This window comes from Flavobacterium sp. KBS0721 (assembly GCF_002007065.3).
GTDB lineage: Bacteria > Bacteroidota > Bacteroidia > Flavobacteriales > Flavobacteriaceae > Flavobacterium > Flavobacterium piscis.
This window is the reverse complement of the sequence record NZ_CP042170.1, coordinates 1,275,014-1,297,443: the sequence shown is the minus strand read 5'-3', so window position 1 is coordinate 1,297,443 and position 22,430 is coordinate 1,275,014. Positions and strand designations below refer to the sequence as shown.

Annotated in this window: 22 protein-coding genes; 5 read left to right on the top strand and 17 right to left on the bottom strand. The window is 33.9% G+C overall.

From position 1 onward, the window contains the following. Positions 1 to 72 precede the first annotated feature (72 nt). From B0M43_RS05825 to B0M43_RS05755, 15 genes are all read right to left on the bottom strand, one after another. On the bottom strand, positions 73 to 1,137 hold the full coding sequence (locus B0M43_RS05825; protein WP_078006510.1) for a glycoside hydrolase family 130 protein: 1,065 nt from the start codon (positions 1,135 to 1,137) through the stop codon (positions 73 to 75). Between the two features lie 174 nt (positions 1,138 to 1,311). Continuing rightward, positions 1,312 to 2,496: a BamA/TamA family outer membrane protein gene (locus B0M43_RS05820; RefSeq protein WP_078006975.1), complete on the bottom strand. Its 1,185-nt coding sequence runs from the start codon at positions 2,494 to 2,496 to the stop codon at positions 1,312 to 1,314. Between the two features lie 84 nt (positions 2,497 to 2,580). Then, the gene (locus B0M43_RS05815) at positions 2,581 to 3,552 is read right to left on the bottom strand and encodes a transporter (protein WP_078006511.1); all 972 of its coding nucleotides are present in this window, start codon (positions 3,550 to 3,552) and stop codon (positions 2,581 to 2,583) included. A gap of 56 nt (positions 3,553 to 3,608) precedes the next feature. Next, positions 3,609 to 4,796: an AraC family transcriptional regulator gene (locus B0M43_RS05810; protein WP_078006512.1), complete on the bottom strand. Its 1,188-nt coding sequence runs from the start codon at positions 4,794 to 4,796 to the stop codon at positions 3,609 to 3,611. Positions 4,797 to 4,930: 134 nt separating this feature from the next. Further along, a complete protein-coding gene (locus B0M43_RS05805) occupies positions 4,931 to 5,512 on the bottom strand; it encodes a DUF4136 domain-containing protein (protein WP_078006513.1) in 582 nt (193 codons plus the stop codon). A 264-nt stretch (positions 5,513 to 5,776) separates the two neighbouring features. Next, positions 5,777 to 7,180 carry a DUF2252 domain-containing protein gene (locus B0M43_RS05800; RefSeq protein ID WP_078006514.1) on the bottom strand — a complete coding sequence of 468 codons (1,404 nt, stop codon included), beginning with the start codon at positions 7,178 to 7,180 and terminating at the stop codon, positions 5,777 to 5,779. A gap of 10 nt (positions 7,181 to 7,190) precedes the next feature. After that, positions 7,191 to 8,642 (bottom strand): DUF1254 domain-containing protein, encoded by a 1,452-nt coding sequence (locus tag B0M43_RS05795; protein WP_078006515.1) that lies wholly within the window; start codon positions 8,640 to 8,642, stop codon positions 7,191 to 7,193. Between the two features lie 36 nt (positions 8,643 to 8,678). Next, entirely contained in the window at positions 8,679 to 9,506 is an 828-nt protein-coding gene (locus B0M43_RS05790) for a hypothetical protein (RefSeq protein ID WP_078006516.1), read from the bottom strand. A 95-nt stretch (positions 9,507 to 9,601) separates the two neighbouring features. Further along, a complete protein-coding gene (locus B0M43_RS05785; protein WP_078006517.1) occupies positions 9,602 to 10,618 on the bottom strand; it encodes an HAD family phosphatase in 1,017 nt (338 codons plus the stop codon). 73 nt (positions 10,619 to 10,691) lie between these two features. Continuing rightward, entirely contained in the window at positions 10,692 to 12,392 is a 1,701-nt protein-coding gene (locus B0M43_RS05780; protein ID WP_078006518.1) for an arylsulfatase, read from the bottom strand. A 519-nt stretch (positions 12,393 to 12,911) separates the two neighbouring features. After that, on the bottom strand, positions 12,912 to 14,342 hold the full coding sequence (gene pyk, locus B0M43_RS05775; RefSeq protein WP_065451663.1) for a pyruvate kinase: 1,431 nt from the start codon (positions 14,340 to 14,342) through the stop codon (positions 12,912 to 12,914). 5 nt (positions 14,343 to 14,347) lie between these two features. Next, positions 14,348 to 14,836 carry an IPExxxVDY family protein gene (locus B0M43_RS05770; protein ID WP_065451664.1) on the bottom strand — a complete coding sequence of 163 codons (489 nt, stop codon included), beginning with the start codon at positions 14,834 to 14,836 and terminating at the stop codon, positions 14,348 to 14,350. Between the two features lie 125 nt (positions 14,837 to 14,961). Next, a complete protein-coding gene (gene rnc / locus B0M43_RS05765) occupies positions 14,962 to 15,702 on the bottom strand; it encodes a ribonuclease III (RefSeq protein ID WP_065451665.1) in 741 nt (246 codons plus the stop codon). A 9-nt stretch (positions 15,703 to 15,711) separates the two neighbouring features. Further along, complete coding sequence (gene fabF / locus B0M43_RS05760) at positions 15,712 to 16,965, bottom strand: beta-ketoacyl-ACP synthase II (protein ID WP_065451666.1); 1,254 nt, start codon at positions 16,963 to 16,965, stop codon at positions 15,712 to 15,714. Between the two features lie 244 nt (positions 16,966 to 17,209). Beyond that, positions 17,210 to 17,446 (bottom strand): acyl carrier protein, encoded by a 237-nt coding sequence (locus B0M43_RS05755; protein ID WP_007137004.1) that lies wholly within the window; start codon positions 17,444 to 17,446, stop codon positions 17,210 to 17,212. A 175-nt stretch (positions 17,447 to 17,621) separates the two neighbouring features. On the opposite strand from B0M43_RS05755, the gene purN reads away from it, so the two are divergent. Together purN and rnhA are read left to right on the top strand one after the other, a co-directional pair. Continuing rightward, entirely contained in the window at positions 17,622 to 18,185 is a 564-nt protein-coding gene (gene purN / locus B0M43_RS05750) for a phosphoribosylglycinamide formyltransferase (protein WP_078006519.1), read from the top strand. Positions 18,186 to 18,349: 164 nt separating this feature from the next. Continuing rightward, entirely contained in the window at positions 18,350 to 18,826 is a 477-nt protein-coding gene (gene rnhA / locus B0M43_RS05745; RefSeq protein ID WP_056243976.1) for a ribonuclease HI, read from the top strand. Positions 18,827 to 18,898: 72 nt separating this feature from the next. On the opposite strand, the gene B0M43_RS05740 is transcribed toward rnhA, so the two are convergent. Beyond that, positions 18,899 to 19,246, bottom strand: coding sequence for a DUF6249 domain-containing protein (locus B0M43_RS05740; RefSeq protein WP_072964728.1), 348 nt, complete (start codon positions 19,244 to 19,246; stop codon positions 18,899 to 18,901). 450 nt (positions 19,247 to 19,696) lie between these two features. Here B0M43_RS05740 and B0M43_RS05735 point away from each other — a divergent pair, with 450 nt between their 5' ends. Together B0M43_RS05735 and B0M43_RS05730 are read left to right on the top strand one after the other, a co-directional pair. After that, the gene (locus B0M43_RS05735) at positions 19,697 to 20,281 is read left to right on the top strand and encodes an RNA polymerase sigma factor (RefSeq protein ID WP_078006520.1); all 585 of its coding nucleotides are present in this window, start codon (positions 19,697 to 19,699) and stop codon (positions 20,279 to 20,281) included. Then, on the top strand, positions 20,268 to 20,663 hold the full coding sequence (locus B0M43_RS05730) for a hypothetical protein (protein ID WP_078006521.1): 396 nt from the start codon (positions 20,268 to 20,270) through the stop codon (positions 20,661 to 20,663). Before B0M43_RS05735 ends, B0M43_RS05730 begins: the two co-directional genes overlap by 14 nt. 2 nt (positions 20,664 to 20,665) lie before the next feature. On the opposite strand, the gene B0M43_RS05725 is transcribed toward B0M43_RS05730, so the two are convergent. Then, positions 20,666 to 21,226, bottom strand: coding sequence for a hypothetical protein (locus B0M43_RS05725; RefSeq protein ID WP_078006522.1), 561 nt, complete (start codon positions 21,224 to 21,226; stop codon positions 20,666 to 20,668). Between the two features lie 245 nt (positions 21,227 to 21,471). Between B0M43_RS05725 and B0M43_RS05720 the strand changes: the two genes are divergently transcribed. Further along, positions 21,472 to 22,395, top strand: a complete 924-nt coding sequence (locus B0M43_RS05720; protein WP_078006523.1) for a PfkB family carbohydrate kinase — start codon at positions 21,472 to 21,474, stop codon at positions 22,393 to 22,395. Positions 22,396 to 22,430: the final 35 nt, after the last annotated feature.

Below are 22,430 nucleotides of genomic sequence, written 5' to 3'. Positions count from 1 at the left end.
CCTGAAAAACTTGCTAGTAATGTTTACTATAAGCTGCTGATTGGAATTATAATCCAATCAACAGCTTCTTTTTTATAAAGCATTAGGTTTTAGAAGTGAGAAAATATCTTTAATCGAAAATTGTGCACCACAAACAAATTCATCAGAAGCTCCGTAATAAACAGTCACAGTATCGCCATCAGGTTCAACAATATGCCCATTTGTAAATACTACATTGCCAAAGAATCCGCATAATTCATAATGTGTAGTAGGCACCATAATGGGCTCATGCGTTCTTGCAATTATTTGTGAAGGATCTTCGAGATCCATTAAAAAAGCTCCTAAACAATATTGATGATTATCATTGGCGCCATGATAAATCTCTAACCAGCCTTTGTCTGTTTTTATAGGAGCAGCTCCTGCCCCAACTCTTTTACTATCCCACAATCCTTTTCTGGTTTTAATAATGCATTTGTGATTTCCCCAATGAATACCATCGGGAGATGAGGCTAACCAGATATAATTACCGCCAATATCTACGCTGCTTGGGCGGTGCAAAGCATAAAAAATTCCATTTATTTTTTCTTCGAAAATGGCACAATCTTTATTGTGTGCCGGTAATATCATGCCGTGTTTTTTAAAATTTTTCCAATCTTTGGTGGTTCTTAAACCAACTCCAACGCCGTTGTCTGATACCGAAGTGAAGGTTAAATAATAAGTTCCTTCGATCAGAGCAACACGACAATCCTCGATCCCAAAAGTTTCCAGCGCTCCTTCACCAACAAGATGAAGATAATTTTCAGGCTCATAAAACCGATGTCCGTCTTCGCTGCATAATAATCTCAGATGCGATAATGTCGTTAAGTAATCGACTCCGTTATAATTAATTACTCTGGCATCCCTTGCTATTAAATCAGGATGATCTTTTACAATCTCAATTATTTCAATAGTGCCTGTTGCTGTTAATATCGGAAAAGAAATCATGTTTTCTTTTTGTTGTGGTCTTTCTGCAACTCTTACAATTAGCCAGGTTTTATTTTCAAACCAAAATACTCCTGGATTCAGAAGGCAGGTAATTTCTAGTCCTTCTCTGCTTGCAGGTATATCAGATGGCGATAGTAAAGGATTTTCTTTAAAACGTTTTGCTATATCTTTCATATCTATGTCTCTAGATTATTGTAACTAAAAGATAACTCTATTTTTTTATTTAAGATCTATTTTTATTTAAAAAACTGCAAGGCTGAAATTTTTACATAAAAAAACACAAAAAAAGTCTCAATAGATAGTAACTATTGAGACTTTAGCTATATAAACTAACTAATTTTAATATTATTATCGTAACCAATTGCTGCCAAAAACGATGTAATAAGCCCAGTCTTCATTCCCTTTTGCAACGTCGACTCCCATACGGAGTTTGAATTTTCGAGCCAGTAAATATCTAAAACCTGTTCCGTAACTGTAGACTACCGGTTTAGAAAAAGCTTTATCCCAATCGTTAAAAGCACTTGCAACACCGCCATAACCCATAAGGCTCCATCTTCTGTATACATCCCACCTCAACTCTCCTTCGGTAACGATACTGGTTTTACCCTGGTACCTGGCCGCCGGAATGCCTCTTAAGTTAATTTCTGGCCGAAGATAAAAAGGCGGACTCCCAAAAGCCTGCTCGCCCTCAATCCTGAGTCCTCCAATTAATTTTTTAGCTATGGGGTAATATCCAATTGCTGATAAATTTACCCGCCAGGCATCATAATCACTGCCTAATGTATTATCTGACCAAAAAAAGTCTGCCTGTAATCGAACTCCTTTATCCGGAGTAAAAATATTATCCCGTCCGTCAAACTGAATGGCTCCTCCTAATTGACTTACTACACTTTTTATATCATTTAATTTAGCAAATGAGGGAAGATTATTTAAATCCGGAAAATTAATTTTAGAGTCCAACAAAAGATATTGTGGCCCCGCACTCCATTTTGCATTTCGAAACTGTTTCATTACTCGTGCGTAAAAAACAAATGATTTAAAGTTAAGATCAATTTCCTGATCTTTTCCGCTGGGCAAATTTTCATAAAAAGACATGTTTACATTTCCATAACCTGCTCCCACACGGTACATGATCTTTGATTTTATAAAACTTCCGGCTCTAAACGCGCCCGCAACCCAGCTCTTATTACCTGTATACATACCCATTGCTCCTGTAATATCGGGGTCTATAAAGCGTTTTTTTCCGTTTTCATCAATTATGGGATCATGTTTTTTTAGAAAAATCGGTACAATTGCACCCCCAATTCCGCCTAAAGCCGGTTCTGTAATTAATGTGGGAACAACAATAAAACCATGTGCGTAAATAATATAATCGCTTAAATCGAATGCTCCGTCCAGAGAATCTTTTACACTAATATGAGTTTTTTGTCCTACCATTGCAGTGCATGATAAGAGAAAGAAAAGTGTTGCGAGAATAATTTTCTGAAAGAGTTTCGTGCTTTTCCTATTAGAATCTGAATATTTATTTCTCATTAAAAATAATTTAAGATTATCGAATTCATTAAAAAAAACATCCTCTTCCATTAAAAAAAGCAGTCACATTACGCTACTTGCAAACTATTTTTTCTTTAAACTAAATACATGTGCAAGCGTTAGAAAAAATGTATTTCCCTGAAATCTATTAATGGCTTCGACCTCAGCAATCCAACGAAATCCGGCAGAGGTACTAGATCCAATATGAAAATAGTTTATCTCGGCTCCAATACCGCCAACACGATCTTTATTTGTTTCAATAGTACCAAATACAGGAACGGGTATTTGATCGTTTGTCACTTTGTATTGCAAATAATAAATTAATCCTGTGTTAAGGATTCCTTTAGGAGCTGTTTTTTCAGGATTCATCATATAAAATGTTTTTCCCAAACCTCCTTCAATACTTAAAAGATCTCCGGTCTTAATATCGGTATCTTTCTTTTTACCATTTATTTCATAAGAGGCCAAAGCCGAAAAATGAACCGTTTTTTTATCATTAAAAAATAAAGTGGTTCCGGCTGAAAATTCATTCATAAACATTCCTAAACCGCTATTATCAGAAGCTCCCATATCAAATTTTCCTGTTGGCAAGTAGATTTGATAACTAAAAACAAAATCTGCCCTTTTATTGTGCCAGCCCAATTGAACCGGTACGATATAAGTATCTGTTAAAGCAATAGAAGTTTTTGAGTCTAAAGTATTTCCCTGAATTCTATTGGATGCAAATGCAACTAAAACAGTTGCTCCGTAATTGGCACCTAAAATTTTGAAATCACTTACATAGGATGCCCCAACACCTGTAATAAACATGTTAATATCAGGATTTACAATAGCTTTATCGCCATTGGCATTTCGTAAAGATGAAGCACTGTAAAAATAACCCGGTACATACACACTTAACGTATTTTCAGGAGTTTGTGTTCCGGACTGCAGTCCCATTGCACCAAGAATATGTCCTCCTTTAAGCTGACTATGACCAAGGAAACAAACAAAGAAAAGTAGTATTGTAAAAAATGATTTTATGGTTTGTCTCTTGGTATTAAATTTTGTTTTCATAATTGATATTTAAAAATTAATAGACTCCAAAGCTTCTTTTTACAAACTATCCCTTTTTAATTCGAAGCTTCTTTAAAATAGTAACCATTCGTTTTCTCAGGATTAATTCTAATTATTTTAAAATATTCAGAAGGTGATTTTCCGGTATGTTTTATAAAGGCTCTAAAACAAGTTGTTCTGGATTTAAAACCAGATCCCCAAGCCATACCTTCGAGTGATAAATCTTTCCATTCAGGATCATTAATTTTTTCTTTAAAATACTCAATCCTTTTTAAGTTGACATAATCCTGAAAATGAAGATTAAATTCTGAATTGATTAAATTGGAGATGTGATGTACTGATATTTCGGTTTCATCAGCTATATCGCGAATTACTAAATCTTTTTTCAAAAAGAGTTCTTTTGATGCAAAAATGCTTTCTAGTTTGTTTAGATATAGTAATTTTTTTTCGGCAGTTAATTCTTTAACCAGTGCTAAAGCAGTTTTACTTTCGGCGGTTTTTAGAGGTTTTGATCTTGTTTCAGCAATCTCTATAGTTTCATTCGAGTCATAAAAAAATTGTGGTTTAAAATAAAGCCAGCCTACTGTAAAAACCAAAACGGAGGATATTAATATGTAACAGGAAAAATCAACCTTATCAACTCGTGCAATTAAAAAATAATGCACAAAAAGAGCTGAAAACATAAACAATATCATCAAATTATATACTCTTATCCAGCTTAAAATTTTTATTCTGTTAAAATGATTTTCTTTAAATGTTTTCAAATCATAATTCAAAATCATCATGGTCTGACAAAAAGCGTAAAAGAGCCAAACAGTAAGACTTAATGTCGAAAACGGACTGTTTATTTTCACAGAAATATAATCAAGTATAGGAAGACTGATAAAATTCCCTAACCACACCAAAAGGGTTAAACTAAAATAGATTAGAAAAGGTAAAAAATGCAGCCAATCGTATTTTTTAAATAATCTGCCCGAAAACAATATACTTCTTACATACAAAAAAGCGCAAGGAGCCACCAGAAAAATAAACGATTTTGCAATCATAAATAAATCAGGAAAGTTTTTAAAACCAGTTGCCGATAAGTAAAAGTTATAAACACTGACAACTGCAAGACTGAACAAAAACAGGCCCAGGAAAAAACTTTTTGAATAGTTTTTTTTTGAAAAAAGAACCATAAACGAAGTTGCAAAACCAACTATTGTCGCTATAAAAAAGAATAGCGAAAGTACTATATCTACCATGCCCTTACACTTGATTTGTTTGAAATATTCCTTTTTCTTTTTAAAATAAATTTAAAAAGAAGCAGTCTTCAACTTATAAAACACTGTACTCACCGGGGAGATAAGTACAGTATTTTTAAATAATAAGTTTTAAACTATTTTTTAGCTAATCCCGGAGGAAAACCTTCCAGAATTTTTTTGATAGAATTGGCAACAAATTCGTCAGGATTGTCTGGTTTGCTGTCAATTTGCGCATTACCTACTCCTTGCCAAATTAGTTTTTGAGTTTTTGAAGATACGATATCGATTATAAGTGAACCATCAACATAATCGTAAGTATTAAATGTTGTATTGGCACCACCCATCATCGCTCCTCCGCCCCAATATCCGTAAGGACGGTACATTCCGCCATAGCCGTAAAAATCTGAGTTAGCAGTAACCTGTGTTTTATTTTTTAAGATGGTAACTGCATTTACTTTTAAATCAGGATCAGCACTGGTTTCTGTAAAGCCCTTGCTGATTAATTCTGAACGGATTGCTTTTGTAATACGATCCACATTTAATTGATTTATCTGACCTTCTTGCGCTTTTAAATCATAAAATGCGAAAGTTTTATATTCGCTAAAATTAGCGGCATGGTCGTAATCAGTTGTAACTTTTACAGATGGAGAACAGCTGTAAAACAAACCCAAAAGTAACATTGGGATTATACGAAGATTCTTTCTTTTAATATTCATCTTGTGGTATTTAAATTAATGATTAAATTCGTTTTTAACTAAAATTCTTAAATCTTGATTAAATCCTGAATATGGGGGAAGTCATGTTAAATAATTGCTTAATTTTTCACAAACAACTACTAACCAATGTCTTAGTTCATACTCAAAGGTAAATTATTTTATTTAATTAGCATAATACTATCACTAAAATTCTTACTTATTTTATCAGAATAATTTTTCTTTCAAAAAACTTTTTACCCATATATTCTATTTTATTAATGAAGCTTAGATTTCTGCCGAAATGGGTAATTTCCCTTCTTTTATTGCTTCTAACATTTTATTGTAATCTAATTCGTTTTGATTGGCATAGGAAATAGAGAATCTCGAAATGGCATTGGCAAATTCATCACTTTTTCCTATATAACCTGACAGTACCGACGGATCTCCAGTACGGGCATGTGCTCTGGCAAGTGCCCATCCGCAAGCTTTGGCATAATCGCTCATGTTTTTAGCTTTCATAATTTCAAGCACTGGTTTTACTTTTGCATCACGAAGCTGTCGGATATAGAAAAATTTACTATTATCGGCGTTATTTGTCCATCCTAAAAACAAATCCGATGCCGATTGCATCAGTTTTTGTCCTCTCACTATTCGTTCGCCCTGATGTGAGTATTTGCTTTTTGCTTTTACATTTTCTTCTAAAACACTTTTTCTGGCTTCTTTAAATTGTAAAAAAATAGGTTCTCCAGTCGCGGACATTAATAAACTAATACCGCAAAGTGTTCCCACACTTCCCACACCTACTACTTTTATGGCCAAATCATGCAAAGTATACCTGCTAAGCAATACTTTTTTTTCATCAGACAATGTTTCTAAATATTTATTATGAATGGTTTCTGCTTCTAACAAAATCCGTTTTCCCTCTTCTCCTGATGGATGATAAATTAAAGGCGGGTCGTCTTTTATTCTTGCCCGTGGTCCTTCCTGATACGTCATTTTTGCAAATTCTTTTTCGTGCGCAGTATATTCTGCTGCTTTTTTTAGTCTTTTTTGCTGAAATTCTTTCAGTTTCTCATCTTCGTTTCTGTCAATAAGCTCAGCCAGATCAATATCAGCGTACCAAATTTGAAGTGCCGATAATTTACTGTATTCCAGCATATGTCTCTTATAACTATCGGCAACACTCCATGCAAATTCTTTACAGGTTTTATTGCTAAATTTTCTCCATCGTCCTGCAATTACAAAACTTGCTGCAAGTCTTTTTAAATCCCATTCCCACGGACCTTGAAAGGTTTCATCAAAATCATTTATATCAAAGACCAATTTTCGTTCTGGTGTTGCAAAACCTCCAAAATTCATTAAATGACAATCACCGCAAAGCTGTAAATCTATTCCTGTATTTACTGTTGTTCTTAAATCTGCTGCCATAATTGCTGCTGCTCCCCTAAAAAATGCAAAAGGGCTTTCCATCATTCTGCTGTATCGAATGGGCAGTAAACTTTCTATTCTTCCAATGCTGGTTTTAATCAAAATTTCGATTGGATCTTCGCGGTTCTCAGCTGTATTCCATTCCTGATGCGTTGAACGGGGAGTCAATTTTCGAATAGCAACACCCTTATCAAAACGTTCTGCTTTTGATGCCACCGGATCAAATAAGTTTTCTTTTGCATTTTCGAATTTCTCAGTCATAAAAAAGTTTTTATTTCACCTCTTCAACATCTCCCATTTTCCATGTTTTATCAAAAAATCCTTTTTCCGGTCCATAAAAACGAGCCAGTAATTCAAATTTTCTTTTAGGATCTGTAGGAACCCAATTTGCTTCTTTTCCTTCTGGAGCTTTTGCACCAAAATAAAGATCTACAGAACCGTCGGCATTTTTCTGAAGTCCTGGTGTTGTCGAAGCACGGCTCGAATATTTCATACCGAGAATCAATGCGTGTGTTTCACGATCATAAGCTGTTATAGACCAATATAATTTTACTGGAACTTTGGCTGGCAGATGAAGTTTATACAATTTTGAACCATCAAATTGATGCCCGTTATTATCTTTAATTGACATTAAATAAAATTGCCCTGTCCCCAGTTTTTTTGCACTGAAATAAGCCATTGAATAACTTATCGCTCTTTCATCAACAGGATAAAGTCCGGGAACTGAATAATTTGACATTATAGCTTTCACCACATCTGGCGAAGCTGGTAATGCCCAGTTTGTTCCATCATAAAAAGGAGGTGTAAATATTTTTTCATACTTTGAATCAATCCAATTGTGTGCGTCTGTAATTGCCGCATTTAGAATTTCCTGTTTTCTGGCATCGGCGTGAAAAGTTTTTCCTTTTTCTATTCCAATTGATTTTAGCTGATCGACCATTACAAGATCTCGTTCCAGCCAGGGTTCTCTTTGCACGAACTGATTTAGGATTTCAAAAAAATGAAAATTATACGGAATGGTGTTGGTAAAATCAGTATTAATCAAATCAACAAAAGTCGTCGCTGGCGGATTATCAGCCTGAGAAAGCGGATATATTTTTACTTTTTTTCCATATTCTATCGCTCTTTTCAAGTCATTTGGACTTCCATCGGTAAGATTGGATCGCAGTATTGCAAATCCCGTATAAGTTGATGACGGCATCGGAATATAACCTAACGGAACCGCATCTTTATAATTAGGCGGTAAAATAAGATACTTACCTCCCTTTCCTTTATCTACTCCAGCCGGGCCAATATCTTCAATTGCAGTCTGCCAGCCATCATCTAAACTCCCTGTTAATGAAGAAGCTCCTTCAACTGCTGGGATTTCTAAAACAACCGGACCTTGTCTGATATCATAAAATGGATTTATGTAAATCACATCTGGATTTGGTGTCAGGGTTTGGTTTTTAGAACTAATAAGACCCGACCAAAAAACAACTTGATTGTAATCACCTTTTGCTTTGATAAGACTTTCATGAAACAATTCTGAATTTACTGCCGGCATTCCCCAAATTACTGCTTGAACTGCACGATTATAAATGAGCTGTTCTTCAAAATTGGCAGGTTTAAATACCGCTGTCTGAGTAGTATCTGCAACAATCGTCGTTTCATTTTTTTTTGTAGAATTAGTACAAGACCACAACGCGCAAATGAATGCAATTAATAACATTTTTGATTTCATAAATTTTACTTTTAAGGATGAAAAAAGTACTATATCTTAAGAACCCGGAAATACAAAAGCCACAACCGCTCTTAATCCCCAATCTGGTCTTATATCCGAATGACCCACAATTGGTATCAAGGGCATAACAGCAAATTGCATCGTTTGACCGCCTAATTTTGTAATGGCTCCAACATTTGGACTAAGCGTAATTAGTGTTGTATTTCCTTCCCAATTTTGTGTAATCTCTGAAGTAATACCTAAACTTGCACCACTTTTATAACTATGAGTTAAAAAGATTTGTGTGTAAAACTGATTAAAATCAGCTCTGTTTTCGTTTCCTGCTACAGACCATATCTGATTAGCAATGAAGCCTATAGAAAGTCCTTTTCCCTGATGCATAACTAAAACACTTGGTCCGACTCCAAATTTTTCGGTTCCCAGAAATTTTTCTGTAGCTGTTGGCACTAAAAAGGCAGGACCAACTCCCAAAATAATTCCCTTTGTTTTTGGGGCAAAAAATGCTGTTACGGTTGCATCGCTTAAACCAAATTCATGGCTATTTTCTGCAATAACATCCTGCTGATCTACAACCGGAAGAATATATCGTGTAATTAAATTTAGATTTTCACTCAATTTAAAAGGAATGACAGGCTGAATATTTATTTGGTATTTTGATCCATTGTACGGACCAATTCCATACGTTAAATTGTTCTGTAAAGGAACACTGATCAAACTCGCAACCGGATTGGCTAATTTATCTGCCAGTTCCTGTGCACTTGCTCCGGCTTTTGGCTCTTCTTGGGCAAAAGCTGAAATACCAATAAGAAAATAAACTACGCTCAAAAAGAATTTGACATTTGTAAAGGAGTTGTTCTGTTCCATAATACATTTGATTTAAAATATTTGTTCTCAAAATCAAAATGGAAACAATATTTACAACTAAAAATTGTTTCATCTTAATCCTAACTAATTCAAAATTATTGAGTTGGAAATATGGTTTTCCAATCGTCCTTCATACTAACTACATGATATTTGTATTTGGCGGCTGTATTTAAGGATAAATTATCTTTTTCCTGATAATTGTATTCTCTAATAGAATCATTATGGTTTACGATCATTTGAAAAGAAGGATATTTGCTTCCTGAAGAATATCGTAACATAGCAAGATCGCCGGCTCCACCTTCGTTTCCGCAGGCAAAAACAGGTCGTTGACCAATGTGTAATTGTATGCCAACAGGCTTTCCTGCCTTATCGTCTAAGAGGTCTAAAGCTGGTTCTCTTTTGATGGAATTTGTTGCATCGTCAAAAGTGTATTTGAAAGAAGTTCCAACAACTTGTTCTTTTGGGATTCCGTAGAAATCAGCTGATATTGCTCTTACTAATTCGATCGTTCCACCAGTTACAATGAAAGTTTTGAAACCATTTGCACGCAAATAATTCAAAAGCTCCAATTGTGGCTGATATCTAATTTGTTTTAGCGGAACGTTTTTACCAGGATATTGGGCACCAGCAAAAAACTCTTTTGTAGAAGCTTCGAAATCATCTTCGGTCATTCCGGTATGTGTGGCGGCAACCAGTTCTATTAATGCTTTATCACCTCCTTTTTCAAAAAATGTTTTGTCTTTCTCAACAACGGCTTTAAAAGGCTGTTTTTGGGCTAAAGCAGGATTTTTTTCGATCATTTTCTTCACTCTATAAAAAGCAAATAATTCCTGAACATAGGGTTTTTCAGCCCAAAGCGTTCCATCATTATCAAAAGTGGCAATACGGTTTTCTATCGGAATAAAATCAGGACTTCCTTCTTTTGTAACTTTAGTAACATAAGCAATTATATCTTTTTTCAAAGCTCCATCATTCCAGCTTGGCAGTGGATCGCCACTTGTTGCGATAGTTTGAGTACTATCTTTTGGGTTGGTGGCGGTAATCGTATCTGATTTTTTACACGAGCCTAACAATAATAAAAATAGAGGCAATATATATATATTCTTATACATGATATTGATTTTTAAGTTATTGAAAAGCTTGAGCCATGACTGGCTCAAGCTAACTATTTCCTAACTATGATGTTTATTTTTTCTTTTTTGTTGCTTTTGCGCTTGCATCATCAACACTTTCTTTACCATCATGAGGCATAATGTTTTTCTCAATAAATGCTTTCGCTTTTATACCATTAAGTGTTTGTCTAAGAACATTTGTTGGGTTAAAACTAGGCGGAAACGAACGTGGCGGATATTCTTTAAATGTTTCAGCGAAAGCGAAAACTTCCTGCATCATTCCGTATGCAGCTCCAACGTGATTAAGGTTCCAATCCCAAAAAGTATTAGAAGTTATATCGGCTCTTTCAAAAGGATCCTGCATAAGGTTAAATATCTTTTGAAGACGAAGCTCTGTAAAAGGTTCTGCCCAAACTCCCATGGTTCCTTGTTTGCGCTGTTCAGCAAAAACATATTTATAATCACCTTGTCTTATACATACTAATTGTCCGTCATCATCAGAATAAAAGAATTTATCTCTGACACTTTTTCCGGTGCCGCGCAGTAATGCCATTTGATCAAATCCATCCAAATGCACTTTATAGTTTTTTCCATTAGCGCTATACCCTTTTAACATTTTGTTAACTATATCTGGTTCTCCTGCTGCAGATAAAAGTGTAGGAAACCAATCATTGTGACTCATTAATTCATTGGTAATCTGCCCTGGCTTAATAACACCTGGCCAACGCACTAAACATGGAACACGGAAAGCTCCTTCCCAGTTCGTATTTTTCTCAGAACGGAATGGTGTCATAGCGCCATCAGGCCATGTATTCATATGAGGACCGTTATCTGTAGAATAAATTACAATAGTATTATCAGCAATTCCTAAATCGTCTAATGCTTTTAAGATATCTCCAATTGTTAAATCGTGCTCTATCATACCATCAATATATTCACTGTCTCCGTGTGTATATTTTCCACGATGCTCTGCTCTTACGTGTGTACGCAAATGCATACGTGTCGCGTTGAACCAGCAGAAAAATGGTTTTCCTGCAGAAGTTTGTCTTTTTATAAAATCGATAGCAGCTGCAGATGTTTCATCATCTATAGTTTCCATTCTTTTTTTCGTAAGAGGCCCTGTATCTTCAATTCGTTGTTTTCCAACTTTTCCAAAGCGCGCATCAGGAATACTGCCATCATCAACATTCGTTGCCGTACATTTCAAAACCCCTCTTGGTCCAAATTTTTTCAGATATTCAGGATCTTTTGGATAATCTGGCAATTCTGGTTCTTCTTCAGCATTTAAGTGATACAAGTTTCCGAAGAATTCGTCAAAACCATTTACAGTTGGTAAACTTTCATTACGGTCTCCCAAGTGATTTTTACCAAATTGACCTGTTGCGTATCCTTGCGCTTTAAGTGCACCGGCAATAGTAGGATCTAACTGGCTCATACCCATAGGTGCTCCTGGAAAACCAACTTTAGTTAATCCGCTTCTAATACCATGCTGACCTGTTATTAATGCAGCACGTCCTGCCGTACAGCTTTGCTCGCCATAATATTGTAAGAAACGTAACCCTTCATTTCCAATACGATCAATATTAGGAGTTGTATATCCCATTACTCCATCACTATAAGCACTTACATTAGTTGTTCCAATGTCATCGCCCCAAAGTATAAGGATATTGGGCTTTTTTGTATTTTGAGCCTGTAATTCAGTTACTAAAAAACAAGCTAATGCAAATAATATTATCGCATTCTTAAATCCACATTTAATTCTGATTTGTTTCATGATGATAAAATTTGTTAATAATTCCTTTTTTTAATGGGTAAGCCTATAAGATCAAAAAGTGGTATTTCTTAAATTTTTAAGAAGAAAATCTATTCTCATTTTACTTAGTTTTTCCAAATTTTTGAAGAATTATTTCAGAAGAATTTGAAACACGAATTTTCTTAACTTTTTTTTAAGTATCTCAAAATTAGATAATAAATAATCGAATTATAGTATTTAGATGACATGAGATTGTTTCATTTTATAAAATGAAACAATAAAAACACCATATTTTGCGCAATCGTATTTCCTTTTGCACATTGCAACATCCAAAATTTATCTGATAAGATGGTTTAGCATTTTTAGAAATAGAATTTATTTTCAAAACATATCTTTACGTGATCTGTTTTTTGCTATCATAACAACAAAAAAAGACTCATGATTTGCACCACAAGTCTTAAATAATTTTAGTCTGAAAATTAGAACCAAAAAAAAAAGCCATCAAATATTTGATGGCTTTTGTATCTATAAAAAAGAAAACTATTCTATTTCAGAAACTCTCATGGTATTTACCATTCCTTTATCTTTAATTGGCATAGCAGCAAGATTGATTAAATAATCTCCTTTTGTAGCATATCCTTTTTCAACTGCAATTTTATTTACATCTGTAACAGTATCATCTGTACTTACATCTTTATCATAGAAGTATGATTTAACTCCCCATAATAAATTCAATTGTGTTAAGATTCTTCTGTTTGAAGTAAATACCAAAATGTGTGCAGATGGTCTCCAAGCCGAAACCTGAAAAGCAGTATATCCACTATTTGTTAAGGTACAAATTGCTTTTGCTTTGATTTCGTTAGCCAATAAAGCTGCCTGATGACAAACTGTTTTAGTAACGAAACGTTTTGTTTTAATTTGCGGAGTATTTTGTGGAACCTGAATTAGCGGAGAATCCTCTACAGCCTCACAAATTTGAGTCATTTTTTGGATAACCTGTACCGGATAGTTTCCTGTAGCAGTTTCTCCAGATAACATTACAGCATCAGCACCGTCCATTACAGAGTTTGCAACGTCATTTACTTCAGCTCTTGTTGGTGTAAGACTTGTAATCATTGTCTCCATCATTTGTGTAGCAACGATAACAGGAATTCTGGCAATTTTAGCTCTGCGAATCAAATCTTTTTGAACCAATGGTACTTCGTGTGCAGGAAGTTCAACTCCTAAATCTCCACGGGCAACCATTAAAGCGTCGCAATAAGCTACAATTTTGTCCATGTTCTCAAGAGCTTCCGGCATTTCAATTTTAGCTACAATCGGAATTTTATATTCTGAATGTTTAGCGATCAATTCTTGTAAGTCTTGTAAATCGCGAGGTGTTTTTACAAACGAAAGTGCGATCCAGTCTACTTTTTGCTCAATAGCAAAGATAGCATCTGCAATATCTTTTTCAGTCAAAGCCGGTAAAGAAATCTTAGTGTTTGGAAGATTAACTCCTTTTTTAGATTTTAATTCTCCACCCTGAATTACTTTAGCAACAACTTCTGTCTTTTTATCAGTAGAAATAATTTCGAAAATCAATTTACCGTCATCAAGCAAAATACGCTCTCCCGGATTTACATCATTTGGAAAATTTTGGTATTTCATGAACACTTTAGAAGCAGTTCCCAGAATATCTTCTGCTGTTGTAAAAGTGATTAAATCACCATCGTGAACAACAGTTCCTTCTTCCATCACACCCACTCTAAGTTTTGGTCCCTGCAAATCTCCAAGGATTGCAGTTGTGTAACCAAACTCTTCATTTAGACCTCTAATAATATTAATTTTCTCTTTTACACCTTCGTAATCAGCATGCGAAAAATTAACTCTAAACACATTAACCCCTGCATCGATCATATCTTTGATGATCTCTCTCGTACCACATGCAGGACCAAGTGTAGCGACAATTTTGGTTTTTTTGTTTGTTAACATTTTTTTTAAAAAATTAGATTGTTTTTTGATTTTATTTTATCAGTATCTACAGCATAAATAGCTGCAATACTCTCGATGGTATTTAATTGTTGTTGAATTTCTGAAAAATCAAGAGCCTCTTCGCTATTCTCTATTTTCAGGAAAAAATCTACCTTTTTGAATTCAGGAAGTAAATGAATTGTTGTTGAAACCTCACTTGTTTCATTGGAAAACAAATCCTGAGAATCATTTCTACTCGTTGAAATGATTTCATTTTTATTCTGAATTAAATTCCATGAAACTGTTTTCTCAGCATCATAATAATAGAATCTCGAAAAATTTGCCTCGCCTTCTTTAGTCTGAGCATGGATCTCGTTTTTGCTCTTACTTAAGTTTATCGGAAGGTTTTTATTGATAAAATAGGCCAATCTATAATCTTCTAATGAAGTATGAATTGCCATTAAATAATAATCAATTTCGTCAAATTCGTCTAAATCCAATCTATGAATAGCCATGTCATGAAAAATCAAGGTGTAAATATACTATTTCTAGCGGAGCTTAAATAGTTAAGATGTGCTTGTTTTTATTAATTTATAAACGAAAACGTTATAGCTTTAAGATAGTTACAGCAAATTCGTAGCTATTTCTTGTCTATTTTTTCCTGAAATGCAAAATATGCCCTTTGTGAAGCTTTCTCTTCTGCTTTCTTTTTTGAAGTTGCCCGCGCTCGTGCGATTACTTTATCGTCTATACTTAATTTCACGCCAAATAAGCGCTGACCGTCTATACCGTTATCCTCAAAAATGTCATAATGAAAAACTCTCTTTTCTTTCTGACACCATTCGATAACCAAACTTTTATAACTTATTACTTTGCCTTCAAGTCGTGCAATATCAACATACGGTGCAACAACTCGTTTTTGAATAAATTTTTCACAAAACGCATATCCTTTATCCAGATAAATTGCGCCGACAAGTGATTCAAAAATATTACCATGAATATTTTCTCCAAAATGCTGTATAGGCACTTTGCTTTCTACAAAACGAACTAAATTTAAATCTTTACCCAGCTCATTTAAATGTTCACGACTCACAATTTTTGATCGCATTTTGGTCAGATAACCTTCGTCGCCATTTGGTGCTTTATCAAATAAATGTGCTGCAATTACGGCACTTAACATAGCATCTCCTAAAAACTCTAATCGTTCATAATTTATTGGATGTCCTGATTCGTCTAGTTTATTCGAAGACCTGTGCGTAAAAGCTTTCTTATAAAATTCGATCGTAGTAGGCTGAAAACCAAGTATTTTCTGAATAGTGTCAAAAAAAATCCCGTCTTCTAGAGAACGGGATTTAGAAAATATTTTTTTGATAAAATTCATATACAGAAATTAGTCAACTAATTTTTTAAACAATACACAAGCATTGTGTCCACCAAAACCAAAAGTGTTACTCATAGCAACATTTACTTCTCTTTTTTGAGGTTTGTTTAAGGTAAGATTCAATGATGGATCAATGTTTTCATCCACTACAGTATGATTAATAGTTGGAGGAACAATACCATGTTTCATTGCTAAAATCGAAGCAATTGCCTCAATAGCTCCGGCAGCACCAAGTAAGTGACCGGTCATTGATTTGGTAGAGTTGATATTGATTGTTTTTGCATGATCACCAAAAACAGCGCTGATCGCTTTCAATTCGGCAACATCTCCTAATGGAGTAGAAGTTCCGTGAGTATTGATATGATCAATATCTTCCGGTTTTAATCCAGCATCTCTTAATGTATTTTTCATTACTGCAATAACTCCAATTCCTTCCGGATGTGGTGCAGTTAAGTGGTAAGCATCTGATGACATTCCGCCACCGCCAACTTCGCAATAAATTTTTGCCCCTCTGGCTTTGGCATGTTCGTATTCTTCAAGAACCAAAGCTCCTGCTCCTTCTCCTAAAACAAAACCATCTCTGGTTGCATCAAAAGGTCTTGAAGCCGTTTCCGGACTTTCGTTTCTTGTAGATAAAGCGTGCATAGAGTTAAAACCTCCCATACCTGCAATAGTAATGGCAGCTTCTGAACCACCTGATACAATTACATCACACATTCCTAAACGAATGTAGTTGAAAGCATCAATTAATGCATTTGCAGAAGATGCACATGCAGAAACAGTAGTATAATTTGGTCCCATATAGCCATTACGCATCGAAATGTGTGCTGGAGCAATATCGGCAATCATTTTAGGAATAAAAAACGGATTGAATTTTGGTGTTCCGTCTCCTTTTGCATAATAAATAACTTCATCCTGAAAAGTCTCTAAACCCCCAATTCCGGCTCCCCAGATAACACCCACTCTTGTTTTGTCGATATTATCATCAGTAAGTCCGGCATCTTTAATAGCTTCATCACTTGCAGCAACAGCATATTGAGCGAATTTATCTAATCTACGAGATTCCTTGCGATCCATGTAATCTTCAATATTGAAGTTTTTTACTTCACAGGCAAATTTCGTTTTATGCTTCTCTGTATCATAATATGTGATAGGAGCGGCTCCGCTAACCCCATTCACAAGTGCCTCCCAATAATCCTGAATATTATTCCCGATCGGAGTAAGGGCACCTAATCCTGTTACAACAACTCGCTTTAACGTCATAAATATGTATTTTGTACTTTAAACAAATAAAACCCATGCTTTCTTAACTGTAATGTTTACTTAAGAGCCATGGGTATTACAATATAAATATATCTTTTTGATTGAAAATCAATCGAAATTTAAATTTTAAAAAAAATAATAACACCCGATTTTCTTAAAATTCCAATTTTTTAAAAAACAAATCCCAATTTTGGAATTTGGGTATTCAAAGTTGGAATTTTAAAAAAATTCGGGTGCAGTATTATTATTTTTTAGCTTCTTCGATATAAGAAATAGCTTGACCAACAGTAGCAATGTTTTCTGCTTGATCGTCTGGAATTTGAATATCAAATTCTTTTTCGAATTCCATAATAAGCTCAACAGTGTCTAATGAGTCAGCTCCCAAATCATTAGTGAAGCTTGCTTCTGTTACAACTTCGTTTTCGTCAACACCTAATTTGTCTACGATAATCGCTTTTACTCTTGATGCAATGTCTGACATAATCTTTAATTTTAGAATTTAATTTGTTGGCAAAAATAAAAAACTTTATTTTAAAACCACGATTTAGTTTATAAATGTAACACTAATTTATAAAATTAATTTCAAGAAAGCTTTTTTAATACTATTTATTTTCGATTTTTATTCCGTTTTTTGCATTCTCAAATTATATTCAATTATGAAAAAAATTATTGTTTTTGCCTCAGGATCAGGGACTAATGCTGAAAACATCATAAAATATTTTGCAAAAACCAAAATTGCCAAAGTCGTTTCTGTTTTTACAAATAATGCTGCGGCAAAAGTCATCGAAAGAGCAAAAAATCATCAAATTCCAACCGAAATCTTCTCAAAAAGCGAACTTTTAGAAAGTAACATCTTACAAAAAATACAAGAAATCGACCCGGATATGATAGTTCTGGCAGGTTTCTTATTGAAATTCCCGGATCATATAATCGAGAAATATCCTAATAAAATAATCAACATACATCCGGCACTTTTACCAAATTACGGAGGTAAAGGAATGTACGGCATGCACATACACCGCGCTATAGTGAATAATAAGGAGAAAGAAACCGGAATTTCCATTCATTATGTTAACGAACATTATGATGAAGGTGGTATTATTTTCCAGAAAAACGTAGCCCTGACAGATGATGATACGCCAGAAACTGTGGCCGAAAAGATCCATGAACTGGAACAAAAGTATTTTCCGGAAATTATTTCAAGATTATTGGAGGATTAGATTTTAGATTTCTTAGACATAAGACTTCTTAGATTTTGATTATTTAAAATTAAAATCCAAGAAGTCCGCAATATCAAATTCTAGGAAGTCCAAAAAACAAAAAATCTAAGAAGTCTAACAATCTAAAATCTAAGAAGTCTAAAATCTAAGAAGTCTAAAAAAAAATGAATCACGAAGTACATATATATACTGATGGCGCTGCAAAAGGAAATCCTGGAAATGGAGGATATGGCGTAGTGATGGAATTGGTGGGAACGCCTCATAAAAAAGAATTCTACGAAGGTTTCCGTTTGACTACTAATAACAGAATGGAACTCTTGGCGGTAATTGTAGGTCTTGAAAAACTAAAAAATCCCAATATGAAGGTTTTGGTGGTTTCAGATTCTAAATATGTAATTGATTCTGTAGTAAAAAAATGGGTTTTTGGCTGGGAGAAAAAGAACTACACCGGCAAAAAAAATCCTGATTTATGGAAACGGTTTTTAATTATTTACCGCAAACATCAGGTCGATTTTAAATGGATTAAAGGCCACAACAATCATCCTCAAAACGAACGTTGCGACGAATTGGCCGTTATGGCCTCAATGCAAAAGAACCTTTCGGTAGATGTTTATTACGAAACCATCGGCTCAAAATCATAAAAAAATAACGCGTCAGAAAACAATTGTTTCCGACGCGTTTTCTCGTTATTAAAGGTACTAACTTAAACGATTTTATTGCTTATCTAAATCTTTGGCTCTGTGAAATCCTACCAGTAAACCTACTCCAGACATGGTGATGATTGTTGCCGGATACACCACATCTGAATTCATTGCGGTATAAGTAGAAAGAAATAAAGCAATAAAAAATCCAAGTCCAATACCTATTAAAAGAAAAGCGGTATTCAGAATAAGGATTTTCCAGGCCGGAACTCCATTGGTTCTTCCTTTTAAAAAGATACTGGCATCGACTCCTTTTTCTATAAGTGCTAAACGTTCTCTGTTTCTTGTTGAATAAATAAGATAGACGATTCCGAAGATCATTAAGAAAAGACTGATTGGTACTAAAATTTGTGCTCCCATAATTTTTTATGTTTTTATAATTGATTGATACCCCATATGACGACATGTTTTGAATTGAGGTTACAACTTTTGATAAAAAAATTCAAAATTTAAATTCCAAATTCCAAAACTTGCTGATTATGAGTTAATTTTGCGTTTGAAATTGTTTTCGAGAAACAATAAATCTTTATATATAGTAACCGAAATCTTGTCATCCCGAGGAACGAGGGATCTCCACAAGTAGCTCGACAAAGATTGGCAATTTTGATTGCGGAGTTTCTTATGGAGATCCCTTGTTCCTCGGGATGACAATATTGGGGTTAAACTTTGACAAAGTTCTATCAATATATAGATTAGAATATAAACCATATTTCCTCTTCTGAAGTTGGAATTTGAAATTTAAAAATTGAAATTTATTTATTTTTTAAAAAATGTTGTAACCTAAACACAGAACGTGTCGTCTTACCTATTATGAGTACAATAAGTGATCAACATTATATAGATAAAGTGCTGCAGGGCGAGACCAATTGTTTTGCCGTGCTGGTTGATCGTTATAAAGATATGATCTTTACATTGGCTCTAAAAATGATTAAAAACAGAGAAGAAGCCGAAGAGGTTGCTCAGGATACTTTTATTAAGGCTTACAATTCCTTAAGCAAGTTCAAAGGTGATTCTAAATTTTCGACCTGGATTTATAAGGTTGCTTATAATACGTGTTTAGATCGTTTGAAGAAAAACAAAAAAGAAGACAATAATATATCGATAGATGAATTTTCGGCTCATTTAATTAAAACAATGGACAATGCTTTGAGCGCTTTAGAAGACAAAGAACGAAAGCAAACCATTCAGAATTGTTTGAATTTATTACCCAGTGAAGAAAATTTCTTGCTAACTTTATTTTATTTTGAAGATCAGAGTTTAGAAGAAATTGGAAAAGTCATGAACATTAACGCTAATAATGTTAAGGTGAAATTATTTAGAAGCCGACAAAAATTAGCCGTAATTTTGAAAAAGCAATTAGAACCAGAAATAATAGAATGTTATGAAAGAAAATGATAAAGAAATAGAAAATCTGATTGAGAAAATGATGGCCGAAAATACTTTGGAGTCACCATCTATTGACTTTACTTCAAAAATAATGTCTCAGGTTTTAGTGGCCGAAAAAAGCAAAATCAAAGCTTACAAACCTTTGATTTCTAAATCTACATGGATTTTTATTGGCATCAGTTTAGTTGCTTTGACTGCTTATGCTGTTTTCTCCAATAATGATGTTGCTAATTTTGAAATTACCAAAACATATTCTGATAAAGCTTCTGCTCTATTTTCCGGGATTCATATTTCTAAAAATGTACTTTACGCTTTATTAGTGGTTCCTTTTATGATTTTGATTCAAATTGGGGTTTTGAAGAATTATTTTGATAAGAAGTATGAGTTGTAGAATTATTTGAAAGAATCCTCTCTTTTCCAAATATAATATACGGCATGATAATCATCAAAACCAACATCATATTTATTTTTATACAAAAGATATTTTATTGTCGGGAATTCATTTTTTTGAATAATAGATTTATTGAGTTTAAGTTTTTCTTTTCCAATATTACCTTCAGAATACTTTTTTAGAAATCTATTAAATCCTAAACTGACACATTCCTTCTGTATTTTTTGATCTAATTTAAAAGAATATTTGTCATCTAAATTTTCATCTAAAAGATAATCTTGATTCAAGACAGCATTTAAAAACTTTTCAAATGAAATAAATTCTTCAACATAATTCTTTTTATAATTAGAGAATAAATCATGATTGTTTGTTTTATAAATTTCTTTGCCTCTTTTCTTAACATATAAATCAAAACTTAAATAGTGAGATGGCAATAAACCTAACTTTGGATCTTCCTGCATATATGCCAACTTCTCAATCATTTCCTTAGAAAAATCAGGTTCTTTTCTTTCGCAAGAAATCAAAAAACAAAACAGCATTAATAACGTTAGAATTTTCTTCATGAATGAAATTTGATATTTAAACAAATCTAACTAAAATCTTCCAGCCTTTTTTCGAAAATAATTATTGTATTTTAAATCGAAAAAACATATTTTAAGCTCTCTAAGCAACCTAATTTAATTCATTCATTTACAATAGTTTTAGCCCCGAAAACGATATTCTTTTTTTATGAAAATTTTGAGAACTTAAACCGTTGCAATATTGCAACTTATGAAGTATCTTTGCACCCTAATTCGAAATTCATAAAATGAATAAATTATTGATTGTTGGAACGGTTGCTTTCGACGCTATCGAAACTCCTTTCGGAAAAACAGATAAAATATTAGGTGGTGCTGCAACGTACATTGGTTTATCAGCGTCATTTTTTAACTTACAATCGGCCATTGTTTCTGTAGTTGGCGACGATTTTCCTCAAGAACATTTAGATCTTTTAACTTCAAAAAATATTGATATCTCTGGTATCGAAATTGTAAAAGGCGGAAAAACCTTTTTCTGGAGCGGTTTATACCACAACGATCTAAACTCAAGAGACACTCTTGTAACTGAACTAAACGTTTTGGCTGATTTTCAACCAAAAGTTCCTCAAGATTACAAAGATGCTGATGTTGTGATGTTAGGAAACTTACATCCTTTAGTACAAAGTAGTGTTTTGGACCAAATGGAGAAAAAACCAAAATTAGTAGTTTTAGATACTATGAACTTTTGGATGGACTGCGCTTTACCGGAATTACTTGAGGTAATTAAACGTGTAGACGTGATCACAATCAATGACGAAGAAGCAAGACAACTTTCAGGAGAGTATTCATTAGTAAAAGCGGCTAACAAAATCCAGGAATTGGGACCAAAATATGTGGTGATCAAAAAAGGAGAACACGGAGCACTTTTATTCCATAACAGAGAAGTATTCTTTGCACCGGCATTACCATTAGAAGATGTTTTTGATCCAACAGGAGCAGGAGACACTTTTGCAGGTGGTTTTTCAGGATTTATTGCGCAAAGCGAAAACATCTCATTTGGCAACATGAAAAACGCAATTATTTACGGATCTAATTTAGCTTCATTTTGTGTAGAGAAATTTGGAACCGAAAGGATGCAAACATTAAGCAAAGCAGAAGTAGCGATTCGATTACAACAGTTTAAGTCGTTAACTCAGTTTGACATAGAAATATAATGCCCTGAAGCCTCGATAACACGGGGCTTTTTTAT

What these genes read in the sequence shown, in the direction of transcription:
- fabF (WP_065451666.1), bottom strand. Translation starts at nt 16,965, where the DNA reads ATGACGTTAAAGCGAGTTGTTGTAACAGGATTAGGTGCCCTTACTCCG.
- B0M43_RS05790 (WP_078006516.1), bottom strand. Translation starts at nt 9,506, where the DNA reads ATGGAACAGAACAACTCCTTTACAAATGTCAAATTCTTTTTGAGCGTA.
- B0M43_RS05755 (WP_007137004.1), bottom strand. Translation starts at nt 17,446, where the DNA reads ATGTCAGACATTGCATCAAGAGTAAAAGCGATTATCGTAGACAAATTA.
- rnc (WP_065451665.1), bottom strand. Translation starts at nt 15,702, where the DNA reads ATGAATTTTATCAAAAAAATATTTTCTAAATCCCGTTCTCTAGAAGAC.
- B0M43_RS05810 (WP_078006512.1), bottom strand. Translation starts at nt 4,796, where the DNA reads ATGGTAGATATAGTACTTTCGCTATTCTTTTTTATAGCGACAATAGTT.
- pyk (WP_065451663.1), bottom strand. Translation starts at nt 14,342, where the DNA reads ATGTTAACAAACAAAAAAACCAAAATTGTCGCTACACTTGGTCCTGCA.
- B0M43_RS05735 (WP_078006520.1), top strand. Translation starts at nt 19,697, where the DNA reads ATGAGTACAATAAGTGATCAACATTATATAGATAAAGTGCTGCAGGGC.
- B0M43_RS05800 (WP_078006514.1), bottom strand. Translation starts at nt 7,180, where the DNA reads ATGACTGAGAAATTCGAAAATGCAAAAGAAAACTTATTTGATCCGGTG.
- rnhA (WP_056243976.1), top strand. Translation starts at nt 18,350, where the DNA reads ATGAATCACGAAGTACATATATATACTGATGGCGCTGCAAAAGGAAAT.
- B0M43_RS05785 (WP_078006517.1), bottom strand. Translation starts at nt 10,618, where the DNA reads ATGTATAAGAATATATATATATTGCCTCTATTTTTATTATTGTTAGGC.
- B0M43_RS05795 (WP_078006515.1), bottom strand. Translation starts at nt 8,642, where the DNA reads ATGAAATCAAAAATGTTATTAATTGCATTCATTTGCGCGTTGTGGTCT.
- B0M43_RS05730 (WP_078006521.1), top strand. Translation starts at nt 20,268, where the DNA reads ATGAAAGAAAATGATAAAGAAATAGAAAATCTGATTGAGAAAATGATG.
- B0M43_RS05740 (WP_072964728.1), bottom strand. Translation starts at nt 19,246, where the DNA reads ATGGGAGCACAAATTTTAGTACCAATCAGTCTTTTCTTAATGATCTTC.
- B0M43_RS05770 (WP_065451664.1), bottom strand. Translation starts at nt 14,836, where the DNA reads ATGGCTATTCATAGATTGGATTTAGACGAATTTGACGAAATTGATTAT.
- B0M43_RS05720 (WP_078006523.1), top strand. Translation starts at nt 21,472, where the DNA reads ATGAATAAATTATTGATTGTTGGAACGGTTGCTTTCGACGCTATCGAA.
- B0M43_RS05805 (WP_078006513.1), bottom strand. Translation starts at nt 5,512, where the DNA reads ATGAATATTAAAAGAAAGAATCTTCGTATAATCCCAATGTTACTTTTG.
- B0M43_RS05815 (WP_078006511.1), bottom strand. Translation starts at nt 3,552, where the DNA reads ATGAAAACAAAATTTAATACCAAGAGACAAACCATAAAATCATTTTTT.
- B0M43_RS05725 (WP_078006522.1), bottom strand. Translation starts at nt 21,226, where the DNA reads ATGAAGAAAATTCTAACGTTATTAATGCTGTTTTGTTTTTTGATTTCT.
- B0M43_RS05820 (WP_078006975.1), bottom strand. Translation starts at nt 2,496, where the DNA reads ATGAGAAATAAATATTCAGATTCTAATAGGAAAAGCACGAAACTCTTT.
- B0M43_RS05780 (WP_078006518.1), bottom strand. Translation starts at nt 12,392, where the DNA reads ATGAAACAAATCAGAATTAAATGTGGATTTAAGAATGCGATAATATTA.
- purN (WP_078006519.1), top strand. Translation starts at nt 17,622, where the DNA reads ATGAAAAAAATTATTGTTTTTGCCTCAGGATCAGGGACTAATGCTGAA.
- B0M43_RS05825 (WP_078006510.1), bottom strand. Translation starts at nt 1,137, where the DNA reads ATGAAAGATATAGCAAAACGTTTTAAAGAAAATCCTTTACTATCGCCA.